Raw genomic sequence first — 14,164 nt, forward strand, 5'->3', positions numbered from 1 at the left:
CTGCGCCGGTTCTCGGCGCCCTCTTCCCGGGGGCGTCGGAACCGGCGTTTTTTCCGGTCGGGTGTGGGCGGGGGAGCCCCCGGACGCCCCACCGGGCAGTACGCCCTCCAGCAGGCCCGTAGCCGTAACCAACCAGGAGCCCCCGAATGTTCGAGGCGGTCGAGGAACTGATCGGTGAACACACCGGTCTCGAGAAGAAGCTCGCCGACCCGTCGGTCCACGCCGACCAGGCCAACGCGCGCAAGCTGAACAAGCGCTACGCGGAGCTGACCCCGATCGTCTCCACGTACCGGGCCTGGAAGCAGACCGGCGAGGACATCGGGACCGCCCGCGAGTACGCCGCGGACGACCCCGACTTCGCCGCCGAGGTCAAGGACCTGGAGAAGCAGCGCGAAGAGCTCACCGAGAAGCTCCGCCTCCTCCTCGTCCCGCGCGACCCCAGCGACGACAAGGACGTGCTCCTGGAGATCAAGGCGGGCGCGGGTGGCGACGAGTCCGCCCTGTTCGCCGGCGATCTGCTGCGTATGTACCTGCGCTACGCCGAGCGCGTCGGCTGGAAGACCGAGATCATCGACTCCACCGAGTCCGAGCTCGGCGGCTACAAGGACGTCCAGGTCGCCGTCAAGACCAAGGGCGGCAACGGGGCCACCGAGCCCGGCCAGGGCGTCTGGGCCCGGATGAAGTACGAGGGCGGGGTGCACCGCGTGCAGCGCGTGCCCTCCACCGAGTCCCAGGGCCGCATCCACACCTCCGCCGCGGGCGTGCTCGTCACCCCCGAGGCCGAGGAGGTCGACGTCGAGATCCACGCCAACGACCTGCGCATCGACGTCTACCGCTCCTCCGGCCCCGGCGGCCAGTCCGTCAACACGACCGACTCCGCCGTCCGCATCACGCACCTGCCGACCGGCGTCGTCGCCTCCTGCCAGAACGAGAAGAGCCAGCTCCAGAACAAGGAGCAGGCCATGCGCATCCTGCGCTCCCGGCTGCTGGCCGCCGCCCAGGAGGCCGCCGAGCAGGAAGCCTCCGACGTGCGCCGCAGCCAGGTCCGTACGGTCGACCGCTCCGAGAAGATCCGCACCTACAACTTCCCGGAAAACCGCATCTCGGACCACCGCGTCGGCTTCAAGGCGTACAACTTGGACCAGGTGCTCGACGGAGAGCTCGACGCCGTCATCCAGGCGTGCGTCGACGCCGACTCCGCCGCCAAGCTCGCCAACGCGTAAGCGAACCGCCCGCCCCGCACACCCGTGAACCGTACGGAGAACCGCGATGAACCTGCTGCTCGCCGAGGTGGCCCAGGCCACCCAGCGGCTGGCCGACGCCGGTGTCCCCTCACCGCGATTCGACGCCGAGGAACTCGCGGCCTACGTCCACGGTGTGAAGCGGGGCGAGCTGCACGCCGTGCCCGACACCGACTTCGACGCCCGGTACTGGGAGACGATCGCCCGCCGTGAGGCCCGCGAACCGCTCCAGCACATCACCGGCCGCGCCTTCTTCCGCTACCTGGAGCTCCAGGTCGGACCCGGGGTCTTCGTGCCCCGGCCGGAGACCGAGTCGGTCGTCGGCTGGGCCATAGACGCCGTCCGCGCGATGGACGTCGTCGAGCCCGTCGTCGTCGACCTGTGCACCGGATCGGGCGCCATCGCGCTCGCCATGGCGCAGGAGGTCCCGCGCTCGCGCGTCCACGCCGTGGAGCTCTCCGAGGACGCGCTCAGGTGGACCCGGAAGAACGCCGAGGGGTCCAGGGTCACCGTCCACAAGGGGGACGCCCTGAGCGCCCTTCCCGAGCTCGACGGCCAGGTCGACCTGGTGATCTCCAACCCGCCGTACATCCCGCTCACCGAATGGGAGTACGTCGCCCCCGAGGCCCGCGACCACGACCCGGAGATGGCCCTCTTCTCCGGCGAGGACGGCCTCGACACCATCCGCGGCATCGAGCGCACCGCCCACCGTCTGCTGCGCCCCGGCGGCCTCGTCGTCATCGAGCACGCCGACACCCAGGGCGGCCAGGTGCCGTGGATCTTCACCGAGGAGCGGGGCTGGGCCGACGCGGCCGACCACCCCGACCTGAACAAGCGGCCCCGGTTCGCCACCGCCCGCAAGGCCCTGCCGTGACCGGCCCCCGGTTCCACACCCCGTACCCGTACCCGCTTGAGGAGGCCGGCTGATGGCACGGCGATACGACTGCAACGACGCCACCGACCGGACCACGGGACTGCGCGAGGCCGCGTCCGCCGTCCGCCGCGGCGAACTGGTCGTGCTGCCCACCGACACCGTGTACGGGATCGGGGCGGACGCCTTCAGCTCCGAGGGCGTCGCCGACCTGCTGGACGCCAAGGGGCGCGGCCGCAACATGCCCACCCCCGTCCTCATCGGCTCCCCGAACACCCTGCACGGCCTGGTCACCGACTTCTCCGAGCAGGCCTGGGAGCTGGTCGACGCCTTCTGGCCCGGCGCCCTCACCCTGGTCGCCAAGCACCAGCCCTCGCTCCAGTGGGACCTCGGTGACACCCGGGGCACCGTCGCCATCCGGATGCCGCTGCACCCCGTCGCCATCGAGCTGCTGACCGAGGTCGGCCCGATGGCCGTCTCCAGCGCCAACCTCACCGGACACCCCTCGCCGGAGGACTGCGACGCGGCCCAGGGCATGCTCGGCGACTCCGTCTCCGTCTACCTCGACGGCGGCCCGACGCCCGGCATCGTGCCGTCTTCCATCGTCGACGTCACCGGCACGGTCCCGGTCCTCCTGCGGGCCGGCGCGCTCTCCGTGGAGGAGCTGCGCAAGGTGGTCCCCGACCTCGAGGTGGCCAATTGACCGCGCCCGAGGGGCGTGGCATAGCGGGGCGGACCGACACCTTCCGCATCCTCCACGTCAGCACCGGCAACGTCTGCCGCTCGCCGATCACCGAGCGGCTGACCCGCCATGCCCTGATGGACCGCCTCGGCGACCCGCTCAGCGGCGGCCTGATCGTGGAGAGCGCGGGCACCTGGGGCCATGAGGGCGCCCCCATGGAGGCCAACGCCGAGGTGGTGCTCGCCGACTTCGGCGCGGACGCCACCGGCTTCGTCGGCCGAGAGCTCCTCGACGAGCACGTGATCCGCGCCGACCTGGTCCTCACCGCCACCCGCGACCACCGCGCCCAGGTCATCTCCATGGGCCACTCCGCGGGCCTGCGGACCTTCACGCTCAAGGAGTTCACCCGGCTGGTGCGGGCGATAGACCCCGCCACGCTGCCCGACCCGCTGGACGAGGGCGTCGTCGAGCGCGCCCGCGCCCTGGTCCGCGCCGCCGCCGCGCTGCGCGGCTGGCTGCTGGCCCCGACCGCCGAGGCGGACGAGGTCTACGACCCCTACGGCGCCCCCATCACGTTCTTCCGCTCCATCGGCGACGAGATCAACCAGGCGCTCGACCCGGTGGTCACGGCGCTCACCGGCGTACGCGCCCCGCACTGACGGTTCCGCGCGCCCGGCACTGACCGGCGTACGCGCGCCCGCGTCCAGCGTTCGACCGGCACGCGCGCCCGGCGCCGACGGGCCTACGCCGACCCCGCCGAACGGTCTGCGCACGTCGCGTCGCACGCCGACGGGCCTACGTCGACCCCGCCGAACGGCCTCGGCGCCCCGCCCCGCCCGCCGGTGCGCCGACCGGCGTACGGGGCGCCGCGACAGCGGGCACACCGCCCCGCCCCGGCCTACATTGGAGCTGACACCGGTACCCCTCGCCGGCGCACCCACCTCCAGGCCCGGAGCCCTCCCATGCCGGTCACCTCTCCCGCTGCCCCCGCACCCGCGTCGCCCGCGCCCGACACCCTGCCCCAGGACTTCGGCGCGCTGCTCCGCCAGGACCCGGAGATCGCCGGGGTCCTGCTCGCGGAGAGAGGCCGCCAGGCCACCACCCTCCAGCTGATCGCCGCCGAGAACTTCACCTCGCCCGCCGTCCTCGCCGCCCTCGGCTCCCCGCTCGCCAACAAGTACGCCGAGGGGTACCCGGGCGCCCGCCACCACGGCGGCTGCGAACACGCGGACGCCGCCGAACGCGTCGCCGTGCGCCGGGCCACCGCCCTCTTCGGCGCCGAACACGCCAACGTCCAGCCGCACTCCGGCTCCTCCGCCGTCCTCGCCGCCTACGCCGCGCTGCTGCGCCCGGGCGACACGGTGCTGGCGATGGGACTCCCGTACGGGGGACACCTCACCCACGGGGCGCCCGGCAACTTCTCCGGCCGCTGGTTCGACTTCGTCGGGTACGGGGTGGACCCCGCGAGCGGGCTCATCGACCACACCCGGCTGCGCGCCCTGGCCCGAGCCCGCCGCCCCAAGGCGATCGTCTGCGGCTCGATCTCCTACCCCCGCCACCCCGACTACGAGGCGTTCCGCGAGATCGCCGACGAGGTCGGCGCGTACCTGATCGTCGACGCCGCCCACCCGATGGGGCTGATCGCCGGGGGAGCGGCGCCGAGCCCGGTCCCGTACGCCGACGTGGTCTGCGCCACCACCCACAAGGTGCTGCGGGGGCCGCGCGGGGGCATGATCCTGTGCGGCGCGGGACTGGCCGAGCGGATCGACCGGGCGGTGTTCCCGTTCACGCAGGGCGGCGCGCAGATGCACACGGTGGCGGCGAAGGCGGTCGCGTTCGGGGAGGCGGCGACACCGGCGTACACGCTCTACGCCCACCGGGTCGTCGCCCACGCCCGGGCGCTCGCCGCCGGTCTGGAGGCCGAGGGGTTCGAGGTGACCACCGGCGGCACCGACACCCACATCGTCGTCGTGGACCCCGCCCCGCTCGGCGTCGACGGCCGCACCGCCCGCGAACGGCTGGCCGCTGCCGGGATGGTCCTGGACACCTGCGCGCTGCCCTACGGGGAGGCCCGGGGCATCCGGCTGGGGAGCGCGGCCGTCACCACCCAGGGGATGGACGAGAGGGACATGGCGAGGATCGCCGCCCTGTTCGGGGCGGCGGTGCGCGAGCCGGGCGACGTGAGCCCGATCGCGGCGGAGGTCCGGGAGCTGGCGGCGCGCAATCCCCCCTACCCGCAGTAGCGGGCCGCGCCGGATCCGGAGTTGTGGACTCCGCCGCACCCGGGGCAGACGAACCCTGTGCAACCATCACCCGTACCGTGGAGTCCTTGTTTCAGAGACTAGGGTGTGGGGTTTGGATGGCCGGCGAGTTCTGTGGGGCAGCCCGTGCGTGATTACCTGCTGACGCTCTGTGTCACGGCAGCGGTGACCTACCTGCTGACCGGACCGGTGCGTAAGTTCGCCATCGCGGTCGGGGCGATGCCCGCGATCCGTGCGCGCGACGTCCACCGGGAGCCGACACCCCGGCTCGGTGGGATCGCCATGTTCGGCGGACTGTGTGCGGGACTGATCGTCGCCGATCACCTCTTCAATCTGAAGGGTGTCTTCGAACTCTCCAACGAGCCACGGGCGTTGCTCTCCGGCGCGGCCCTGATCTGGCTGATCGGCGTGCTCGACGACAAGTTCGAGATCGACGCCCTGATCAAGCTCGGCGGCCAGATGATCGCCGCCGCCGTCATGGTCATCCAGGGCCTCACGATCCTGTGGCTGCCGATCCCCGGTGTGGGCACGGTCGCCCTCACCCAGTGGCAGGGCACGCTGCTCACGGTGGCGCTGGTCGTCATCACGATCAACGCGGTCAACTTCGTCGACGGCCTGGACGGGCTCGCGGCGGGCATGGTGTGCATCGCCTCGGCCGCGTTCTTCCTGTACGCCTACCGCCTCTGGTTCGGGTACGGGATCGAGGCGGCGGCCCCCGCGACGCTCTTCGCGGCGATCCTGATGGGCATGTGCCTGGGCTTCCTGCCGCACAACATGCACCCGGCGAGGATCTTCATGGGCGACTCGGGCTCGATGCTGATCGGCCTGGTGCTGGCGGCGGGCGCGATCTCGGTCACCGGCCAGGTCGACCCGGACAACATGCGGATCTTCTTCGAGGGCAGCGAGCGCGGGGCCACCCACGCGATGCTCCCGGTCTTCATCCCGCTGGTGCTGCCGCTGACGATCATCGCCATTCCGGCCGCCGACCTGATCCTGGCCATCGTCCGGCGCACCTGGAACGGCCAGTCGCCGTTCGCCGCCGACCGCGGCCACCTGCACCACCGCCTGCTGGAGATCGGCCACTCGCACAGCCGGGCCGTGCTGATCATGTACTTCTGGTCGGCCCTCATCGCCTTCGGCGCCGTCGGTTACTCGGTGCACTCGGCCTCGATGTGGATCGTCTTCGTGATCATCGTGGCGAGCGCGGTGGGCCTGATCCTGCTGCTGATGCCGCGCTTCACCCCCCGCACCCCGCACTGGGCCAACCGCTTCGTGCCGCCGCGCTACCGGCGCCGGGCGGGGGAGCGGGCATCCTCCCCGTCGTACGAGGAGAAGCCGGCACCCGTGCCCTCCGGGGCCCAACAGGGCGCGGCAGAGGCTCAGATGGGCGAGGAGAGCCCCGAACGGGCTCCGGTGGCCGTCGGGGTCTCCGGCGTCAACGGCGCGACCGCGATCGGCGCTCGTTCGCGTCTTCCCGAACGTCGCTCCATCGACTCCTCGCGCTGACGATTCGGATGCTGCGGTGCATTACCAGACATTGCGCTGCCTTGTCGTGCACACACGCGCGGAGTAACTCTCATGTGTGACAGTTGGCACACTTTCCGGGTAAAGACCTCATCAAATAGTTTGTGATACCGTTCACGAGACCTACTGGGCAGCCGATGAACCTGATTGCAGCAAACGGTTCGTCCGGTGCAAGACTCGGCCAGAATCGGTCCTGCTTGTTCGTGCGTCCGTCCGGACGACACCACCGCCCGTCCCCCCCTTTTTGTTAGCGGAGTTGCCGCCATGCCGTCCAACGACGACCGGAACCTCCTTCGGACCGTATTGCCCACCGCCGCCGTCGGTGCGATCGCCACGGTGATCAGTGCTGTGTTCGCCGGGGGGCAGGGGGCGATCGGGGGTGTCCTCGGCGCGGTGGTCGTGATCGCGTTCTTCGGGTCCGGGCTCTACGCCCTGGCCCAGATCGGCCGGCGCTGGCCCGAGGTCTTCCTCGGGGCGGCGATGCTGGTGTACACGACCCAGATCCTGGTGCTGCTCCTGTTGCTGAAGCTCTTCCGGGACGCCACCTTCATGGACGGCCGGGCCTTCGGGTTGACGGCGTTGGTGTGCGTGCTGGTCTGGCTCGGCGCGCAAGCCCGAGCTCAACTGAAGTCCAAGACCCTGTATGTCGAGCCCGCGTCGGACGAAGCTCCGGTCGCGCCCGGTCGGCGCCCGTGACGGGTGCACTCATCAGCCCCCCGGGTAGGGGCGGTATAAGGGCGCCCGGGACGGGCTGCTATCGTCCGCAATCGAGAGCGGAGCGAGTCACGGGGCGCGCGTTGTACGGGACAGCGTTGCGAACCACCCGTCCTCCCCTGGGCCGTACCGCCACCGCGGTGGCCCCATCCTCCCGAGAACCCCAGTCCAGTGCCGCTACGTGGCGTGTGCCACGCAGACACATCGAGGTAGCCGTACCTATGCGTCATATCGAAGGAGCTCGCGGTGAGTGCTGACCAGTTGCTCGCCTTCGAGACCGATTGCCACCTTTTCAAAGGGTGCGGGTTCCCGGCTCCCAGCGTGTGGTCGTTCATCTTCGACCCCATTGCCACCGTCGGCCCGGTCGAGATCAACAAGCCGATGCTGCTGGCGTTCGTCGGCAGCATCGTCATCCTCGGTTTCTTCTGGGCAGGCTTCTCGAAGCCGAAGGTCGTGCCGGGCAAGCTGCAGATGGTCGCGGAGGCGCTCTACGACTTCGTGCACCGCGGCATCGCCAAGGAGGTGATGGGCAAGAAGGGTGAGCCGTTCGTCCCCTTCCTGGTCTCCCTCTTCTTCTTCGTCTGGATGCTGAATCTCTGGGCGATCATCCCGCTCGCCCAGGTCCCGGTGAGCTCGATCATCGCTTACCCGGCCGGTCTCGCGCTGCTCGTCTGGGCCACGTACATGACCGTGACGTTCAAGACGAACGGCTTCGTCGGCGGCATCCGCAACCTCTGCGTACCCAGCGGCCTGCCGAAGCCGATCTACATCATCCTGACGCCGATCGAGTTCGTCTCGAACATCTTCGTGCGACCGTTCACGCTGGCGGTCCGGCTCTTCGCGAACATGTTCGCCGGCCACATCCTGATCCTGATCTTCACGATCGCCACCTGGTACATGCTCGGTACGGTGCTCGGTACGGTCTACGCCTCCGCGTCGTTCATCCTGACGCTGGTGCTGACGGTCTTCGAGCTGTTCATCCAGGCGCTCCAGGCGTACGTGTTCACCGTGCTGACCGCCACGTACCTTTCCCAGGCGCTCGAAGAAGCTCACTGAGAGACCGAAGCCACCGCTCGGTCCCCCGCCCCATAGACGTCCGGTGGACAGACCCCCACCGGCCCATTAAGAGAAGGAACCAAGGACATGTCTGCTCTTGAGACCCTTGCGGCTGTCGAAGGCAACATCGGCACCATCGGTTACGGCCTCGCAGCGATCGGCCCCGGTGTCGGCGTCGGCATCATCTTCGGTAACGGTGTGCAGGCCATCGCCCGCCAGCCCGAGGCCGCCGGCCTCATCCGCCAGAACATGCTGCTCGGCTTCGCCGTCGTCGAGGCCCTGGCCCTCATCGGCTTCGTCGTTCCGTTCATCCTCTGACGTACGGCAGTAGCTCGATTCGACGGAAAGGTCCACCATGATGTACCTGGCAGCTGAGGAACCGCAGAACCCTCTGCTCCCGGTGTGGCCCGAGATCGTCATCGGCCTGATCTGCTTCGCCATCGTCTTCTTCGTCTTCTCCAAGAAGCTCCTCCCGAACATCAACAAGGTTCTGGACGAGCGTCGCGAGGCGATCGAAGGTGGCATCGAGAAGGCCGAAGCGGCTCAGACCGAGGCGCAGAGCGTTCTTGAGCAGTACAAGGCTCAGCTCGCCGAGGCCCGCCACGAGGCTGCTCGTCTCCGCCAGGAGGCGCAGGAGCAGGGTGCCGTCATCATCCAGGAGATGAAGGCGGAAGGTCAGCGGCAGCGCGAAGAGATCATCGCCGCCGGTCACGCCCAGATCGAGGCCGACCGCAAGGCCGCGGCCTCCGCGCTGCGCCAGGACGTGGGCAAGCTCGCCACCGACCTGGCCGGCAAGCTCGTCGGTGAGTCCCTCCAGGACCACGCCCGGCAGAGCGGCACCGTCGACCGTTTCCTCGACGAGCTCGAGGCGAAGGCCGAGGCGGCCCGATGAACGGCGCGAGCCGCGAGGCACTGGCCGCCGCACGCGAGCGGCTCGACGCGCTGACCGACAACACGTCGGTCGACGCGGCGGCCCTCGCCGACGATCTGGCATCGGTCACCGCGCTGCTCGACCGCGAAGTGTCCCTGCGCCGGGTCCTCACCGACCCGGCCCAGAGCGGCGAGAGCAAGGCCGAGCTGGCCGCGCGCCTGCTCAGCGGTCAGGTCAGCGGCGAGGCCGTCGACCTGGTCTCCGGGCTGGTCCGCTCCCGCTGGTCGCAGTCGCGTGACCTGGTGGACTCGGTCGAGGAGCTGGCGAACACCGCAGACCTCACCGCGGCCCAGCGCGGCGGCGCTCTCGACGACGTCGAGGACGAGCTGTTCCGGTTCGGCCGGATCGTCGGCTCCGACACGGAGCTGCGTTCCGCGCTCACCAGCCGTACGGCCACCGCCTCCGCCAAGGGTGAGCTGCTGCGCAGCCTGCTCGGCGGCAAGGCGCGGCCGGTCACCGAGCGGATCATCGTCCGCCTGGTGACGCAGCCGCGGGGACGTAGCCTGGAGGCAGGGATCGAATCCCTGTCCAAGCTCGCCGCGGAGCGCCGTGACCGCGCGGTCGCCGTCGTCACCTCGGCGGTGCCGCTCAGCGACCGGCACAAGCAGCGCCTCGGCGCCGCCCTGGCCAAGCTGTACGGCCGCGAGATGCACCTGAACCTGGACGTGGACCCCGCGGTCCTCGGCGGGATCTCGGTGCGCGTCGGTGACGAGATCATCAACGGCACGGTCGCGGACCGCCTCGACGAGGCGACCCGTCGCATGGCCGGCTGAGACAGCGCAGCGCAGAAGAACAAGCAAGACCAGCGGCCCGGTTGGGCCGTGCAGAAATTGCAGAAGATTCCTGGGGGTCGGCCCCCAGACCCCCTTAAGAAACTTCGGGCCCAACAAGGAGAGCAGGGAACCCAGATGGCGGAGCTCACGATCCGGCCGGAGGAGATCCGGGACGCGCTGGAGAACTTTGTCCAGTCGTACAAGCCGGACGCGGCCTCGCGCGAGGAGGTCGGTACGGTCAGCGTTGCCGGCGACGGCATCGCGAAGGTGGAGGGCCTGCCCTCCGCCATGGCGAACGAGCTGCTGAAGTTCGAGGACGGCACCCTCGGTCTCGCCCTCAACCTCGAGGAGCGCGAGATCGGTGCGATCGTCCTCGGCGAGTTCAGCGGAATCGAGGAGGGCCAGCCGGTGCAGCGCACCGGTGAGGTGCTCTCCGTCGGCGTCGGCGAGGGTTACCTCGGCCGCGTCGTCGACCCGCTCGGCAACCCGATCGACGGCCTCGGCGAGATCGAGACCGACAGCCGCCGCGCCCTCGAGCTGCAGGCCCCTGGCGTCATGGTCCGCAAGTCGGTGCACGAGCCGATGCAGACCGGCTACAAGGCCGTCGACGCCATGGTGCCGATCGGCCGCGGCCAGCGTCAGCTGATCATCGGCGACCGTCAGACGGGTAAGACCGCGCTGGCCGTCGACACGATCATCAACCAGCGCGACAACTGGCGCTCGGGCGACGTGAACAAGCAGGTGCGCTGCATCTACGTCGCCATCGGTCAGAAGGGCTCCACCATCGCCTCCGTGCGTGGTGCGCTCGAAGAGGCCGGTGCGCTGGAGTACACGACCATCGTCGCCGCCCCGGCGTCCGACCCGGCCGGCTTCAAGTACCTGGCGCCGTACACCGGTTCGGCCATCGGCCAGCACTGGATGTACCAGGGCAAGCACGTCCTGATCATCTTCGACGACCTCTCGAAGCAGGCCGACGCCTACCGCGCCGTGTCCCTGCTGCTGCGCCGCCCGCCGGGCCGTGAGGCCTACCCGGGTGACGTCTTCTACCTGCACTCGCGTCTGCTGGAGCGCTGCGCCAAGCTCTCCGACGAGATGGGTGCCGGTTCGATGACGGGCCTCCCGATCGTGGAGACCAAGGCGAACGACGTGTCGGCGTTCATCCCGACCAACGTCATCTCCATCACCGACGGCCAGTGCTTCCTGGAGTCCGACCTGTTCAACGCGGGTCAGCGTCCGGCGCTCAACGTCGGTATCTCGGTCTCCCGAGTCGGTGGCTCCGCCCAGCACAAGGCCATGAAGCAGGTCTCCGGCCGGCTCCGCGTGGACCTCGCCCAGTACCGCGAGCTGGAGGCGTTCGCCGCCTTCGGTTCCGACCTGGACGCGGCCTCGAAGGCCTCGCTGGAGCGCGGTAAGCGCATGGTCGAGCTGCTGAAGCAGCCGCAGTACGCCCCGTTCCCGATGGAGGAGCAGGTCGTCTCCGTCTGGGCCGGCACCACGGGCAAGATGGACGACGTCCCGGTCGAGGACATCCGCCGCTTCGAGGCCGAGCTGCTGGAGTACCTGCGCCGTGAGCGCAAGGACCTCCTGACCAGCATCGCCGAGGGCGGCAAGATGTCCGACGACACGCTGCAGTCGATCGCCGACGCGATCGCCGCCTTCAAGCAGCAGTTCGAGACCTCGGACGGCAAGCTCCTGGGCGAGGGCTGATCGATGGGCGCTCAGCTTCGCGTTTACAAGCGCCGCATCCAAGCCGTCACCGCGACCAAGAAGATCACCAAGGCGATGGAGATGATCGCCGCCTCGCGCATCGTCAAGGCGCAGCGCAAGGTGGCGGCGTCGATGCCGTACGCGACCGAGCTCACCCGTGCGGTGACCGCGGTGGCGACCGGCTCCAACGCCAAGCACCCGCTCACCACCGAGGTCGAGGCGCCGGCCCGCGCCGCGGTCCTGCTCGTCACGAGCGACCGCGGTCTGGCCGGCGGCTACTCCTCCAACGCCATCAAGGCCGCGGAGCGGCTGCGGGAGCGCCTTGCCGGCGAGGGCAAGGAGGTCGACACGTACATCGTCGGCCGCAAGGGTGTCGCGTACTACGGCTTCCGCGAGCGCAAGGTCGAGGAATTCTGGACGGGCTTCACCGACAACCCGGCGTACTCCGATGCCAAGCGCGTCGCCGCCCCGTTGATCGAGGCCATCCAGAAGGAGACGGCCGAGGGTGGCGTCGACGAGCTGCACATCGTCTTCACGGAATTCGTGTCGATGATGACGCAGAACGCGGTCGACGACCGGATGCTGCCGCTTTCGCTCGACGAGGTGGCGGAGGAGAGCACCCGCAAGGGCGAGATCCTTCCGCTGTTCGAGTTCGAGCCGTCGGCTGAGGACGTCCTCGACGCCCTTCTGCCGCGCTACGTCGAGAGCCGTATCTACAACGCCCTGCTGCAGGCTGCCGCTTCCGAGCACGCCGCCCGCCGCCGCGCGATGAAGTCGGCCACCGACAACGCCGGGGACCTCATCAAGAGCCTCTCCCGGCTTGCCAACGCGGCCCGCCAGGCCGAAATCACCCAGGAAATCAGCGAGATCGTCGGCGGTGCCAGTGCTCTGGCCGACGCGACCGCGGGGAGTGACAAGTAATGACGACGACTATTGACAGCGCCGTGACGGCCGCTGCCACGGGCCGCGTCGCCCGGGTCATCGGCCCGGTCGTCGACGTGGAGTTCCCCGTCGACGCGATGCCGGAGATCTACAACGCCCTGCACGTCGACGTGGCGGACCCGGCCGAGGCCGGCGCCCGCAAGACGCTGACCCTCGAAGTCGCCCAGCACCTGGGTGACGGCGTGGTCCGGGCGATCTCGATGCAGCCCACCGACGGTCTGGTCCGCCAGGCCCCGGTGACCGACACGGGCGCGGGCATCACCGTCCCGGTCGGTGACATCACCAAGGGCAAGGTGTTCAACACCCTCGGCCAGATCCTGAACGAGCCGGAGGCCGAGGCGCAGATCACCGAGCGCTGGCCGATCCACCGCAAGGCCCCGGCCTTCGACCAGCTCGAGTCCAAGACCGAGATGTTCGAGACCGGCCTCAAGGTCGTCGACCTGCTGACCCCGTACGTCAAGGGCGGCAAGATCGGTCTGTTCGGTGGTGCGGGCGTCGGCAAGACGGTCCTCATCCAGGAAATGATCATGCGTGTGGCGAAGCTGCACGACGGTGTGTCGGTGTTCGCCGGTGTCGGCGAGCGCACCCGTGAGGGCAACGACCTCATCGACGAGATGACCGAGTCGGGCGTCCTGGAGAAGACCGCGCTGGTCTTCGGCCAGATGGACGAGCCGCCGGGCACCCGTCTGCGGGTCGCGCTGTCCGCCCTGACCATGGCGGAGTACTTCCGCGATGTGCAGAAGCAGGACGTGCTGCTCTTCATCGACAACATCTTCCGTTTCACGCAGGCCGGTTCCGAGGTCTCCACGCTGCTCGGCCGCATGCCGTCCGCGGTGGGTTACCAGCCGACCCTGGCCGACGAGATGGGTGTGCTCCAGGAGCGCATCACCTCGACGCGTGGTCACTCGATCACCTCGATGCAGGCGATCTACGTCCCCGCGGACGACCTGACCGACCCGGCCCCGGCCACCACGTTCGCCCACCTCGACGCGACGACGGTTCTCTCCCGTCCGATCTCCGAGAAGGGCATCTACCCGGCCGTGGACCCGCTGGACTCCACGTCCCGCATCCTGGACCCGCGTTACATCTCCCAGGACCACTACGCCGCGGCCAGCCGCGTCAAGGGAATCCTGCAGAAGTACAAGGACCTCCAGGACATCATCGCCATCCTCGGTATCGACGAGCTGGGCGAGGAGGACAAGCTCGTCGTCCACCGTGCCCGTCGCGTCGAGCGCTTCCTGTCGCAGAACACCCACGCCGCCAAGCAGTTCACCGGCCTGGACGGTTCGGACGTGCCGCTCGACGAGTCGATCGCCGCGTTCAACGCGATCTGTGACGGGGATTACGACCACTTCCCCGAGCAGGCGTTCTTCATGTGCGGTGGCCTGGACGACCTCAAGGCGAAGGCCAAGGAGCTCGGCGTCTCCTGAGCCTCCGGCTCACGGAGGGGGGTGGGTGTGTC

General features: G+C 69.5%; 14 protein-coding genes. All 14 read left to right on the plus strand.

Going from position 1 to position 14,164, the window contains the following annotated elements:
• The first annotated feature begins 146 nt into the window (after positions 1–146).
• Complete coding sequence (gene prfA, locus ACIQAK_RS08360) at positions 147–1,223, plus strand: peptide chain release factor 1 (RefSeq protein WP_366387487.1); 1,077 nt, start codon at positions 147–149, stop codon at positions 1,221–1,223.
• A 46-nt stretch (positions 1,224–1,269) separates the two neighbouring features.
• Positions 1,270–2,115, plus strand: coding sequence for a peptide chain release factor N(5)-glutamine methyltransferase (gene prmC, locus ACIQAK_RS08365; protein WP_366387488.1), 846 nt, complete (start codon positions 1,270–1,272; stop codon positions 2,113–2,115).
• Between the two features lie 52 nt (positions 2,116–2,167).
• The gene (locus ACIQAK_RS08370; protein ID WP_366387489.1) at positions 2,168–2,815 is read left to right on the plus strand and encodes an L-threonylcarbamoyladenylate synthase; all 648 of its coding nucleotides are present in this window, start codon (positions 2,168–2,170) and stop codon (positions 2,813–2,815) included.
• Complete coding sequence (locus tag ACIQAK_RS08375; protein ID WP_055558678.1) at positions 2,812–3,453, plus strand: protein-tyrosine-phosphatase; 642 nt, start codon at positions 2,812–2,814, stop codon at positions 3,451–3,453. Before ACIQAK_RS08370 ends, ACIQAK_RS08375 begins: the two co-directional genes overlap by 4 nt.
• Positions 3,454–3,756: 303 nt before the next feature.
• Positions 3,757–5,037: a serine hydroxymethyltransferase gene (gene glyA, locus ACIQAK_RS08380; RefSeq protein WP_366387490.1), complete on the plus strand. Its 1,281-nt coding sequence runs from the start codon at positions 3,757–3,759 to the stop codon at positions 5,035–5,037.
• 132 nt (positions 5,038–5,169) lie between these two features.
• Complete coding sequence (locus ACIQAK_RS08385; protein ID WP_366387491.1) at positions 5,170–6,561, plus strand: MraY family glycosyltransferase; 1,392 nt, start codon at positions 5,170–5,172, stop codon at positions 6,559–6,561.
• Between the two features lie 282 nt (positions 6,562–6,843).
• On the plus strand, positions 6,844–7,275 hold the full coding sequence (locus ACIQAK_RS08390) for a hypothetical protein (RefSeq protein ID WP_366387492.1): 432 nt from the start codon (positions 6,844–6,846) through the stop codon (positions 7,273–7,275).
• A gap of 246 nt (positions 7,276–7,521) precedes the next feature.
• The gene (gene atpB / locus ACIQAK_RS08395; RefSeq protein WP_366387816.1) at positions 7,522–8,349 is read left to right on the plus strand and encodes a F0F1 ATP synthase subunit A; all 828 of its coding nucleotides are present in this window, start codon (positions 7,522–7,524) and stop codon (positions 8,347–8,349) included.
• Positions 8,350–8,436: 87 nt separating this feature from the next.
• Positions 8,437–8,667 (plus strand): ATP synthase F0 subunit C, encoded by a 231-nt coding sequence (atpE, locus tag ACIQAK_RS08400; protein ID WP_366387493.1) that lies wholly within the window; start codon positions 8,437–8,439, stop codon positions 8,665–8,667.
• 37 nt (positions 8,668–8,704) lie between these two features.
• Positions 8,705–9,241 (plus strand): F0F1 ATP synthase subunit B, encoded by a 537-nt coding sequence (locus tag ACIQAK_RS08405; RefSeq protein WP_366387494.1) that lies wholly within the window; start codon positions 8,705–8,707, stop codon positions 9,239–9,241.
• Complete coding sequence (locus ACIQAK_RS08410; RefSeq protein ID WP_366387495.1) at positions 9,238–10,053, plus strand: F0F1 ATP synthase subunit delta; 816 nt, start codon at positions 9,238–9,240, stop codon at positions 10,051–10,053. Before ACIQAK_RS08405 ends, ACIQAK_RS08410 begins: the two co-directional genes overlap by 4 nt.
• 135 nt (positions 10,054–10,188) lie before the next feature.
• Positions 10,189–11,760: a F0F1 ATP synthase subunit alpha gene (atpA, locus tag ACIQAK_RS08415; protein WP_366387496.1), complete on the plus strand. Its 1,572-nt coding sequence runs from the start codon at positions 10,189–10,191 to the stop codon at positions 11,758–11,760.
• 3 nt (positions 11,761–11,763) lie between these two features.
• Positions 11,764–12,681 carry a F0F1 ATP synthase subunit gamma gene (locus ACIQAK_RS08420; protein ID WP_366387497.1) on the plus strand — a complete coding sequence of 306 codons (918 nt, stop codon included), beginning with the start codon at positions 11,764–11,766 and terminating at the stop codon, positions 12,679–12,681.
• Positions 12,681–14,132, plus strand: coding sequence for a F0F1 ATP synthase subunit beta (gene atpD / locus ACIQAK_RS08425; protein ID WP_366387498.1), 1,452 nt, complete (start codon positions 12,681–12,683; stop codon positions 14,130–14,132). The genes ACIQAK_RS08420 and atpD overlap by 1 nt, the downstream gene beginning before the upstream one ends.
• The last annotated feature ends 32 nt before the right edge of the window (positions 14,133–14,164 follow it).

The organism is Streptomyces sp. NPDC088706, from assembly GCF_044752765.1.
Classification (GTDB): domain Bacteria; phylum Actinomycetota; class Actinomycetes; order Streptomycetales; family Streptomycetaceae; genus Streptomyces.

Coding starts and splice junctions, on each gene's coding strand:
- ACIQAK_RS08370 (WP_366387489.1), top strand. CDS start 2,168: ATGGCACGGCGATACGACTGCAACGACGCCACCGACCGGACCACGGGA.
- atpA (WP_366387496.1), top strand. CDS start 10,189: ATGGCGGAGCTCACGATCCGGCCGGAGGAGATCCGGGACGCGCTGGAG.
- ACIQAK_RS08390 (WP_366387492.1), top strand. CDS start 6,844: ATGCCGTCCAACGACGACCGGAACCTCCTTCGGACCGTATTGCCCACC.
- atpD (WP_366387498.1), top strand. CDS start 12,681: ATGACGACGACTATTGACAGCGCCGTGACGGCCGCTGCCACGGGCCGC.
- prmC (WP_366387488.1), top strand. CDS start 1,270: ATGAACCTGCTGCTCGCCGAGGTGGCCCAGGCCACCCAGCGGCTGGCC.
- ACIQAK_RS08410 (WP_366387495.1), top strand. CDS start 9,238: ATGAACGGCGCGAGCCGCGAGGCACTGGCCGCCGCACGCGAGCGGCTC.
- ACIQAK_RS08405 (WP_366387494.1), top strand. CDS start 8,705: ATGATGTACCTGGCAGCTGAGGAACCGCAGAACCCTCTGCTCCCGGTG.
- glyA (WP_366387490.1), top strand. CDS start 3,757: ATGCCGGTCACCTCTCCCGCTGCCCCCGCACCCGCGTCGCCCGCGCCC.
- atpE (WP_366387493.1), top strand. CDS start 8,437: ATGTCTGCTCTTGAGACCCTTGCGGCTGTCGAAGGCAACATCGGCACC.
- ACIQAK_RS08420 (WP_366387497.1), top strand. CDS start 11,764: ATGGGCGCTCAGCTTCGCGTTTACAAGCGCCGCATCCAAGCCGTCACC.
- prfA (WP_366387487.1), top strand. CDS start 147: ATGTTCGAGGCGGTCGAGGAACTGATCGGTGAACACACCGGTCTCGAG.